Raw genomic sequence first — 10515 nt, 5'->3', positions numbered from 1 at the left:
AGGAAATACCCTCCGCTTCGCTCCGGGCCCCTCCACCATCCCCAAGCAAGGCTTGGCGAGGATTTTGGCCTTCGCCCTCGCGCTCGTCGCCACCCCCGCGCTCGCCGATTCCAACCTTCCCGCTGCGAAGTGGGCGAACGAGCAGCTGCCCGACCCGCGCCAGGAGGCCGAGGCCAGGACACTGATGCTCACCCTGCGCTGCATCGTCTGCCAGGGCCAGTCGATCGCCGATTCCGACGCCGAGCTGGCCGGCGACATGCGGGCGATGGTGCGCACTCGCATCGCCGCCGGCGAGAAGCCGGAAGCGATCCGCCAATGGCTGATCGAGCGCTACGGCCAATGGGTCAGCTACAAGCCGCTGGTCGAGCCGATGACATGGCCGCTCTGGCTGGCGCCCCTGGTGCTGCTCGGGCTCGGCGCCTTTCTCGCCCGCGGCCGATTCCGGAGGCACCGCTGATGGGCTGGCTGGTCGTTCTCGCGCTGGTGGCGATCACCGGCGGCGCGCTGTGGAAATGGGGACATTTGCCGCGCGCGGCATTCGAGCCGATCGCGGCGGCGCTGCTGCTGGGTCTGGCCGGCTATGCGCTGCAGGGCAGCCCGAACCTGCCCGACCATCCGGTGCAGCCGCCGGAGGATCTGTCCAAGGCCAAGGAAGCGGACATCGCGATCCGCAAGCAGATGGGCGAGGCGCGCTTCGGCAGCGGTCCGTCCTGGCTGATGGCGGCCGATGGCGCGATGCGTGCCGGCCTGCCAAGCGCGGCCGTCACCTATATCAAGACCGGCTTGAAGCAGAACCCGCGCGATCCGGATCTGTGGGTCGGGCTCGGCAACGCGCTGGTCGTGCACAGCGGCGGCATGGTCTCGCCGGCCGCGACCTACGCGTTCCAGAAGGCGGCGGAGATCGCGCCGAACCATCCGGGCCCGCCTTTCTTCATGGGGCTGGCGCTTGCCCAGTCGGGCCATTTCGCCCAGGCCCGCGCGATCTGGACCGAACTGCTCGCCCGCGCCCCCGCCGACGCGCCGTGGAAGGCTGATCTGGAGCAGCGCTTGGCGCAGCTGCCGGGCTGACCTATATGGCCCCGGCCAGAGGGTCGGGCGGCCGCGTCGCATTTCGGTGCGCCGAGGAAAGTCCGGGCTCCACGGAACGACGGTGCCGGGTAACGCCCGGCGGTCCTGCGCAAGCGGGGCCAGGGACAGTGCCACAGAAAGCAGACCGCCCAATCTCTCGGGATGAAGCCTTCGGGCGGGCAAGGGCGAAAGGGTGGGGCAAGAGCCCACCGCGGCTCCGGCAACGGAGACGGCACGGCAAACCCCACCGGGAGCAAGACCGAATAGGGGCGGCAGATGGGCCTGTTCCGGCTCGTCGCCCGGGTTGGTTGCTGGAGGCTGTCGGCAACGGCAGCCCGAGAGGAATGGCCGCACATCCCGGATCAGGTCCGGGAGGACAGAACCCGGCTTACAGACCCTCTGGCACTTTCAGTCCCCCTCAGCAGCGCTGAGAGGAGGGCGATCATGCGCAGCATGGTGGAGGGCCGACCGCGCAGCGGGCGGAAACACCCTCTCCGGCTCAAGGCAGGGGTCGGGCCCCTTCACCGCCTTCGGCGGTCCCCTCCCCGAGCAGGCTCGGGCAGGAATGGGGGCTGACGGAACCCGTTCACCATCTCGTTGATTTGACGCGTCGGGTCCCCGGGAGTAATCCGCGCGGACGTGCGGAGCGCGCCCTGGTCCTCAGGAGCGCGCCCTTTGTCTTTTGTTTTGGGAGGATCCTCGTGGCCGATCGCGCGCCTGCTTATTCGCTTGGTTCTCAGGGTATCGAAACGGGTGCCGAGCTTCATTGGAACCTGACTACGGCGCCGCTGGTCGAGCATGCGGTGCGCCGCGCCGAGGGGCTGCTGGCCAAGGACGGTCCGCTGGTCGTCGCCACCGGCAAGCACACGGGCCGCTCGGCGAACGACAAGTTCATCGTCCGCGACGCGGAGACCGAAAACAGCGTCTGGTGGGGCACCACCAACAAGGGCATGACGCCCGACTATTTCGAGGCGCTGAAGCAGGATTTCCTGGCGGAGCTGAAGAACAAGCCGGAGCTGTTCGTGCAGGACCTGTTCGGCGGCTCGCAGCCGGAGCACCGCGTCCGGGTGCGCGTGATCAACGAGCTCGCCTGGCACAACCTGTTCATCCGCACGCTGCTGGTGCGGCCGCAGGTGCATGAGCTTGCCGATTTCGTGCCCGAATACACGATCATCGACCTGCCCAGCTTCCAGGCGGATCCGGCGCGTCACGGTACCCGCAGCGAGACCGTCGTCGCCGTCAATTTCTCCGAAAAGCTGATCCTGATCGGCGGCACGCGCTACGCCGGCGAGATGAAGAAGAGCGTGTTCGGCGTGCTCAATTACCTGCTGCCGGTGAAGGGGGTGATGCCGATGCACTGCTCGGCCAATATCGGCCCGAACGGCGACACCGCCGTGTTCTTCGGCCTGTCCGGCACCGGCAAGACGACGCTGTCGGCCGATGCCAGCCGCACGCTGATCGGCGACGACGAGCATGGCTGGTCCGACACCGCCGTCTTCAATTTCGAAGGCGGCTGCTACGCCAAGATGATCCGCCTTTCGCCCGAGGCGGAGCCGGAAATCTACGCGACCACGAAGCGCTTCGGCACGGTGCTGGAGAATGTCGTAATGGACCCGGTCACGCGCGAGCTCGACCTGGACGACGCGACGCTGGCCGAGAACAGCCGCGGCGCCTATCCGATCGACTTCATCCCGAACGCGTCGGCGGACAATCTCGGGCCGGTGCCGAAGAACGTGATCATGCTGACCGCGGACGCCTATGGCGTGCTGCCGCCAGTGGCGAAGCTGACGCCCGATCAGGCGATGTACCATTTCCTCTCCGGCTACACGGCGAAGGTCGCGGGCACCGAGATCGGCGTCACCGAGCCCTCGGCGACCTTCTCGACCTGCTTCGGCGCGCCGTTCATGCCGCGCCACCCGTCGGTCTACGGCAATTTGCTGAAGGAACGGATCGCCAAGGGCGGCGTCGACTGCTGGCTGGTCAACACCGGCTGGACCGGCGGCAAGTTCGGCACCGGCAAGCGCATGCCGATCAAGGCGACGCGGGCGCTGCTGAACGCGGCGCTGGACGGCAGCCTCAATGACGCCGAGTTCCGCACCGATCCGAATTTCGGGTTCAAGGTGCCGGTTGCGGTGCCGGGCGTCGATTCCGCGATCCTCGATCCGCGCGGCACCTGGGCCGACAAGGATGCCTACGACGAGACCGCGAAGAAGCTGGTCCAGCAATTCATCGACAATTTCGCGCAGTTCGAAGCGCATGTCGATGAAGGCGTCCGCCAAAGCGCGCCCAAAGCCGCCTGACTGGCCCGGTCCCACGGATCGGGCGCTCCCAAGAGAAAGCCCGATCCGATGACCGACCACCGACCCCGCCTGTTCGCCGGCGTCGACGCGATCCGTCGCCTCGGCGAGGGGTTGCTCGCGCGCACGCTCCCACGGCCTGACTGGACGCACGAAGCGCATCTCGCCGCGACCACCTGGCTCGTGGCCGAGCGTCCGGACATCGATCTCGATGCCGAGCTGCCCGGGATCATCCGCCGTTACAATGAGAGCGTCGGCGGCCGTAACACCGACACCGAAGGCTATCACGAGACGATCACGCGCGTTTTCCTGGCCGCCGTTCGCGAGCACATGGGTGCGACGGAGGGGCAGGAGCTATGCGCCCGGGTCAACGCGCTGCTGCTGAGCGAACGCGGCCGTCGCGACTGGCCGCTGCGCTTCTATTCGCGCGCGCGGCTGTTCTCGGTCGAAGCGCGGCTGTTCTTCGTTCCGCCGGACCTTTCCTGAATCAAACGAAGCTCTTAGCCGGTTTGCTTCATGTGCGGCTGGAGGATTTTGCTCGTCAAAAAGTGGTTCGATTCCTGTCACTTCCGCGTGATCATGTCGAATTTATACAATACCGGATAGTAAATCCCGGCTTAGCTGTGCAAACGGAGCTGGGGGGTTCCGAAGGAATGATTCACGACGGCGTGCCGGTCGCGGCGCGGCTGCCATGCTTGCAAGCTACGGCCGCTGGATGAGCGCGCTCGACGCCGCCCTGGTGGAACAGGTGCTGGCCGTGGTCGAGGCGCTCCTGTGCGAGACATTCCCGGACGATTTCCATCGCCGCTGCGCCTTTTCCGCCTTCGCCGTCCGTGCGCTGCTGCGGGATGCGGGCGTCGACGCGGTGTTGGTCGGCGGGCAGTTCGCGGCGTTCGTGATGACGCCTGATCATGGCCGCCTGGCGGTGCAGGGCTTCCGGTCCAGCCACGATCCGCACCCGCATTATTGGGTGGAGGCGGAGGACCGGCTGATCGATCTTTCGCCCTATCTGCTCGCCTTCGGGTCGGACTATCCGATCGTTGCGATGCCGGCGCTGGCCTGGGACATGAGCGCGCCGCTGCCCTCCTCGTTCCGCTACAAGGCGCAGCAGCGCTATCCGGCGGACAGTCGGATGAGCATCGATCAGAAGCTCTGCGCGCAGGCGGATGCGTTCGTGCAGTCCTGCCGCCGGCTGGTCGCGGACCCGGCCGTGACGCCGCGCCTCCCGACCTGGCTTGCCACCAATTATGCGTCGCTGCTGGCGGCGGTCGAGCGCGACGACGCCTGGGCTTGCGGCGCCCGCCGCTTCGAGCAGATGGCGCAGAACCATCCGCTGCCCTTTTAGGCCGCGCCGCGCGCTGATACGATCCGCGATGGCTCGGGCGCCGGAGGCAAGGCGGGCATGACTGAAGGACCGGGCGTGCCGCGCCGCACCGCGCTGGGGCTTGGGGTAGGGGCGGTGCTGCTGGGCGCCGCGTCTCCCGCCATCGCCACCGGCGGCGGCCATCCTGATGTCGCGATCGTCGGCGCCGGCGTCTTCGGCGTCTGGACGGCGACGATGCTCCAGCGGATGGGCCGCAAGGTCCTGCTGGTCGACGCCTGGGGACCGGGCAACGCGCGCGCCTCGTCGGGCGGCGAAAGCCGGATGATCCGCGCCGGCTATGGCCGCGACGCGATCTACACGCGCATGGCCCGCGATTCCCTGTCCGAGTGGAAGGCGCTGTCGGCCCGCGCCGGGCTGCCGATCTTCGCGGAAACCGGCGTGCTGTTCTTCTCCGCCCGCGAGGATGACTATATTCGCGATTCGATCGCGGTGAACCGCCAGGCCGGGCTGCCGGTGGAGGTGCTCGGCCGGGCGGAGATGGCGGCGCGCTTCCCCGCGATCGACTTCGACGGCATCGCGATCGGCTTTCTCGAGCCCGGCTTCGGCGTGCTGATGGCGCGGCGGGCGGTGCAGACGCTGCTGGCCGAGTTCCTGCGCGCGGGCGGCCGCTACCTGAACGCCCAGGTCCAGCCGCCCGCCGGGGAGCGGCTGGAGGCGCTGCGCACTGCCTCAGGCGAAACGATCGCAGCGGACGCGTTCGTGTTCGCGGCGGGCCCCTGGCTCCCCAAATTATTCCCCGATCTTCTCGGGCGGCGCATTTTCCCGACGCGGCAGGAGGTCTTCTATTTCTCTCCGCCGGCCGGAGACGACCGGTTCGGGCCGGCGCGGCTCCCCGGCTGGGCCGACTTCAACCAGGGCGAGATCTGGTACGGCATGCCCGACCTTGAGGCGCGGGGCTTCAAGATCGCCAACGATGTCCACGGCCCGGCGACCGATCCCGACATCGGCGACCGGCTGCCCAGCGCGGCCGCCTTGGCCGACGCGCGCGCCTATCTCGCCCGCCGCTTCCCGGGGATTGCCGGCCGTCCGCTCAACGAGGCGCGGGTCTGCCAATATGAGAACAGCGCCAATGGCGACTTCCTGATCGACCGCCACCCCACCCACGCCAACGTCGTGCTGCTCGGCGGCGGCTCCGGCCACGGCTTCAAGCACGGCCCCGAAGTCGGCCGCTACGCCGCCGAGCTCGTCACCGGCCGGCTGAGCCGCCCCGAACCCCGTTTCTCGCTCGCGGCCAAGGCCGAACACCAGGCCCGCGCCGTCCACTGACGCGACGCGGCCGCTCGCCCCCGGCCGTCGGGACGGGGATCTGCCAAAATGGAAGCGCCGCCAGCAAGGATGCTGACGGCGCTCGTTACGCTGGCGCGTGGTCTGCTCAGGCGTAGCTTACCGACCTGCGGACGCGGCGGCGGGCCGCGGCGCCGACGACGCCGAAGCCGGCGATCATCATGGCCCAGGTGGCCGGTTCGGGAACGGGCGCCAACGATCCGAATGCGGTGACAGCATCCGCCGTGCTGAAACTGTAAGCCGGGTTGGCAAGAACGTTGAAGCCTAGGTCCCAGCCCATCGCATCGAATGCGGCCAGGTCGAGGCCCGTCACGGAGCCGAGTTCGCAGAAGCCCGAGGTCGGGTCCATGATGCCGATCGGCGTGGTACCGAGGATCGAACAGGGGCCGCCGTTTCTCGGCAGATACTGATTGTCGACCCAGTGCGACGCCTGGTTGCCGTCGCCATTGAACGAGCCGGTGGAGAAGCCGGCCGAGCCGAACAGCTCGCTCAGCCCGCCGTCGATCGAGAAATATTTGTCGCCGCCGGTTGTCCAGTCGAGCTGGCGAAGCGGACCATAGTCGCCGCTATGTTCGCCGTAGCGGAACAGGTCCAGCACGCTCATGATCCGGAAGCGTTCTTCCAGATTGCGTTCCGGGCCGAACGCGCCCGCCTCAAGCAACCCGGCAAGAGGGCCGTTATCGCGTGAGACGATGTCATACGTGTCGACGCCGCTCACGAAACCCAGCGCGTGTCCGATCTCGTGAATGGCCGTGGCGATGAAGTCGAGCGACAGCGCGGACACCCCATCCCTTGGGTCGAAGTCGTAGTTCAGCTCGTTGCTGAAGGTGATGCTGCCGTCCGCAGTCGTTGCAAGGTCAACGCCATCGATGACGCCGCTGGTGATGCCCAGCGACTTCACCACCGACGTATTCACGTCCAGGACGATGTTGTTGACGCTGCCGTCGTTATCGAGACGAGCGGTGCCGTGTTGATAGCCGACGCGTGCCGCCGGGTCGACGAAGTTATTGGTCACCGCCGTCAGGGCCAGTTCTCCGCCATTGACGCCGCTGGGCGTCAGCGGTCGGAGATTGGCGACGGCGCTTGCGTCAAGCTGAGTCTTGGCATCCAGGCCGAGCAGGCCATAGGTCTGCCCGACCGTAAGTCCCACCGTCGTGCTGCCGGTCTGCGCGATGACGCCCGGATCAAGAGCCGCAAAACCGATGTCCAGACGGACAGTGATGTCGTCCTTCAGCACCGACTGCCAATAGAGGCGCGCGACATCGAAGCCGAACCGTGCCTGAGTCCCGATAGCCGCGCCGCCACCGGACGTGTCCGTGAACACGATGTTCAGGGCATGAGCCGGCATTGTCGGAAGCGTGGCCGCCACCGCTGCGGCAGCGCCAAGGAGCGCTCGTTGCAAACGTGACATGTGAAACCCCCTCATCGACTCGGCAGAACCCCTTCCGCCGCTTGGCAAGGTTCACCAATAGTTAACCATGAGGCAAGCGCCTTTTGCCGACGTGCCGTAACGGGCCGCGCGCGGCGAAGGCGGCGCGAAGCTGAACGCCAAATGAATGGCCTTGCGTCCGGGCGCGCGCCATTTCACAACCTGAATCATGTCGAGCCCGCTCTCGCCCGTCGATCTTCAGGCGCTCCAGGCCATCCAGGCCCAGCTCAGGGCGAGCGACGCGCTCGGCGCGGTTGACCGGTTCGACGCGCTGCCGGTCCATGTCCGTGATCATCCGAACGGCCTGTTCCTGCGCGCGCTGCTGCTGCAGGCGTTCGGACGCCTGCCGGACGCGCGCCAGAGCTATGAGGCGGCGCTGGAGCTTGCGCCCGATCATCCCGGCCTGTGGCTCAGCTACGGCAATCTGCTCGACGACATGGGCGAAGGCGACAAGGCGGTCGAGGCGCTGCAGCGGGCTACGGCGTTGCGGCCGGACCATAATGACGGCTGGATCGATCTTGGCATCGCCGCGACCGCCGCCGGCAGGTTCGAGGTCGCGGAGGCGGCGCTGGCGCGCGCGATCCGGGCGGCGCCGGCAGTCGCGCGCGGCTGGGCGGCGCTGGGCCTGCTCGAGCGGCAGCGCGGCAACACCGACACTGCCGCGCAGCTCTATCGCCGCGCGATCGATCTCGACGCCGGCGACGTGCGCAGCCGCCACAATCTGGCGACTTTGCTGCGCGAGGAGGACCGCCCGCAGGAGGCGCTGGAAGAGGCGGAGGAGGCGCTGCGCCATGGTCCGGCGCCGCCTGAGACGGCGACGCTGCGCGCCCATCTGCTCGCCGATGTCGGGCGGCACGAGGAGGCGGTCGCCGGATACCGCGACATTCTCGCCCGAATTCCCGAGCATCTCGACGCGCACGAGTCGCTGGCGCTGCTGCTGCCGCAGCTGGGCTTCGGCGCGCAGGCGCTGGACGGCTATCGCGCGGCACTGCGCGCGCGGCCGGGCTCGGTCGCGCTCTGGGGCTCGGCGCTGCGCTCCGCCTTCGCGATCCACGACTATGTCCAGCTCGCCGCCTGGGGGCAGGAGGCGGAGGCGCTGGTCGGCCCGCGTCCTGACGTGCGGATCGCGCGGGCGGCGGCGTTGTCGCGGATGGGCAACCACGATCGCGCCATAGCCCTGCTGCGCGAGCTGCTCGACGCCGCCCCCGATCACGCGCGGGTGCACCAGCATCTTGCGCATTGCCTGATCGCCGCCGGCGATCCGAAGGCGGCCGAGGCGCATGCGCTGCGCGCGACCGAGCTCGATCCCACCGACCAGGCGCCCTGGGCGCTGCTGACCGTCATCTGGCGGCTGCTGGACGATTCGCGCGAGGCGTGGCTGGCCGATTACGAGCGCCTGGTGATGCCGGTCGATCTCGACGCCGCGCCGGGTTTTTTCGACGAGCTCGCCGATCGGCTGAACGCGATGCACGTGATGCGCGACCATCCGGCCGAGCAGTCGCTGCGCGGGGGCACGCAGACGCGCGGCAATCTGTTCGACCGGCGGGACCCGCTGATCCGTCGCCTGGTCGCGCAGGTGCACAGCGCCGTGGAGCGGCGGCTGCGCGAGCTGCCCGACGACCCGACCCACCCGTTCCTGTCCCGCAAGGCGGACGCGATCGACTTCGGCGGCTCCTGGTCGGTGCGGCTGCGCAGCGACGGCTTCCACATCAACCATATCCACCAATTCGGCTGGATGAGCTCGGCCCTCTACGTCAGCCTGCCGCCCGAGGTGTGCGACGGCGAGGCGGGCGCGCTCGCGTTCGGCATTCCGGATGCGGCGCTTGGCCTTAACCTCCCCGCGCGCCGGGTGGAGACGCCGCAGGTGGGGCGGCTGATCGTCTTCCCTTCCTATTTCTGGCACGGCACCGCGCCGTTCGAGAGCGCCCAGCCGCGCCTCACCATCGCCTTCGACGCGCTGCCGAAGAATTAGAAGGGGGCGGTTCTCCCCTTAAGAGCCGCCCCCGCCCGTCACGTTGCCGCGGCGGGATCAGAACCGCATGGTCGCTTCCATCACCTCCGATGCCGACGGATTGGGCCGGCCGTGCGCGACGGCTCGCCTGACCGCGGCCGGCGAGATGCCGAGCGCGCGGAAGCTCTGCGCGTCGCCCGGCGTGCGGATGCGGGCGCCGGCAGCGCGCATCTCGGCGACATAGGCGGGCGTGACGCCCAGCGCCTTCATCGCGGTCAAATCGCCGGCGCTGAGGCTCGCATAGGCTCCCCGCATCTCGCGCGCATAAGCGGGCGTGACGCCCAGCGCCGCCAGCGCCATCATGTCGTGCGCGTTGAGCGGCCCGGCGATCAGCGGCTTCAGCTCGTGCACCATCTCCGGCCGCACGCCGACTGCGCGCATGCCGATATAGTCGCTGAGGTCGACGAACGCGCCTTCGCGGCGGAGCGCCTCGATATAGTCCGTGCGCAGGTCCAGCATCGGCAGCGCCAGCACGTTCGCCCGTTCCGTGCTCAGGTCGTTGCGAACGCCGATCGCCGCCAGCCGCGCGAAATAGGCGGGATCGGCGACATAACGCAGCGTCCCCTGGCCGGTGCCGTTGGCGAACCGGCCGGAGAACGTGATCGTCCCCGATTGGCGGCGCAGCACGAAGGTCACCGGCCGGCCGGTGCCTTTCAGTTCGTCGGCGGTCAGCCCCTCCAGCTCCGCGATCGGCAGGGACGTGCCGAGCATGCCGTGCTCTTTCTCGATGATGCTGACGTGCAGCTTCGCTGGGTCGGACTTGCTGATGCTCGCCGTCCAGGGCGCGTCGACCGCGTAGCCGGCCCGTGCCGCGGCCGCGGCGCGCGCGTCCGCCTGCGCGTCAGCCGATGCGCCGAACGCGGCGAGAAAGAGAATGAGCAAGGCTGGTTTCATTATACCCTCCGGATTTCTATCTGGCGGTCACGCAAAAGACGGGCCAAAGCGTTGGCGCGCCGATTTCCGCGGGTTTTCGACTACGGATGTAATCGAACTGTCCGTTTGCGAACGCGCGAATGTCCGGAAGCGGACGGTGAAGGAGATT

At 68.3% G+C, this 10515-nt stretch carries 9 protein-coding genes and 1 other RNA gene; 8 read left to right on the top strand and 2 right to left on the bottom strand.

Annotation, left to right across the window (positions count from 1 at the left end; genetic code table 11):
• The first annotated feature begins 64 nt into the window (after positions 1-64).
• From GON01_RS00265 to GON01_RS00235, 7 genes are all read left to right on the top strand, one after another.
• Positions 65-457: a cytochrome c-type biogenesis protein gene (locus GON01_RS00265; RefSeq protein ID WP_157024975.1), complete on the top strand. Its 393-nt coding sequence runs from the start codon at positions 65-67 to the stop codon at positions 455-457.
• Positions 457-1068 carry a tetratricopeptide repeat protein gene (locus tag GON01_RS00260; RefSeq protein ID WP_181600139.1) on the top strand — a complete coding sequence of 204 codons (612 nt, stop codon included), beginning with the start codon at positions 457-459 and terminating at the stop codon, positions 1066-1068. The genes GON01_RS00265 and GON01_RS00260 overlap by 1 nt, the downstream gene beginning before the upstream one ends.
• A gap of 15 nt (positions 1069-1083) precedes the next feature.
• An RNA gene (gene rnpB, locus GON01_RS00255) (RNase P RNA component class A) lies at positions 1084-1475 on the top strand.
• Between the two features lie 294 nt (positions 1476-1769).
• Positions 1770-3368, top strand: coding sequence for a phosphoenolpyruvate carboxykinase (locus GON01_RS00250; RefSeq protein ID WP_181600138.1), 1599 nt, complete (start codon positions 1770-1772; stop codon positions 3366-3368).
• Between the two features lie 48 nt (positions 3369-3416).
• Positions 3417-3851 carry a hypothetical protein gene (locus GON01_RS00245; RefSeq protein ID WP_157024974.1) on the top strand — a complete coding sequence of 145 codons (435 nt, stop codon included), beginning with the start codon at positions 3417-3419 and terminating at the stop codon, positions 3849-3851.
• Between the two features lie 205 nt (positions 3852-4056).
• Positions 4057-4710, top strand: a complete 654-nt coding sequence (locus GON01_RS00240) for a hypothetical protein (protein ID WP_157024973.1) — start codon at positions 4057-4059, stop codon at positions 4708-4710.
• 57 nt (positions 4711-4767) lie between these two features.
• Entirely contained in the window at positions 4768-6015 is a 1248-nt protein-coding gene (locus GON01_RS00235; RefSeq protein ID WP_157024972.1) for an FAD-dependent oxidoreductase, read from the top strand.
• A 106-nt stretch (positions 6016-6121) separates the two neighbouring features.
• Here the strand turns inward: GON01_RS00235 and GON01_RS00230 are convergent, their stop codons facing one another.
• A complete protein-coding gene (locus GON01_RS00230; RefSeq protein WP_157024971.1) occupies positions 6122-7444 on the bottom strand; it encodes an NF038122 family metalloprotease in 1323 nt (440 codons plus the stop codon).
• 187 nt (positions 7445-7631) lie between these two features.
• On the opposite strand from GON01_RS00230, the gene GON01_RS00225 reads away from it, so the two are divergent.
• The gene (locus tag GON01_RS00225) at positions 7632-9434 is read left to right on the top strand and encodes a tetratricopeptide repeat protein (protein WP_157024970.1); all 1803 of its coding nucleotides are present in this window, start codon (positions 7632-7634) and stop codon (positions 9432-9434) included.
• A 57-nt stretch (positions 9435-9491) separates the two neighbouring features.
• Here GON01_RS00225 and GON01_RS00220 read toward each other — a convergent pair whose 3' ends face one another.
• Positions 9492-10367 (bottom strand): hypothetical protein, encoded by an 876-nt coding sequence (locus GON01_RS00220; protein ID WP_157024969.1) that lies wholly within the window; start codon positions 10365-10367, stop codon positions 9492-9494.
• Positions 10368-10515 lie beyond the last annotated feature (148 nt).

Origin of the sequence: Sphingomonas horti, from assembly GCF_009753715.1 — a bacterium.
GTDB lineage: Bacteria > Pseudomonadota > Alphaproteobacteria > Sphingomonadales > Sphingomonadaceae > Sphingomonas_B > Sphingomonas_B horti.
This window is presented reverse-complemented; position numbering and strand designations above follow the sequence as displayed.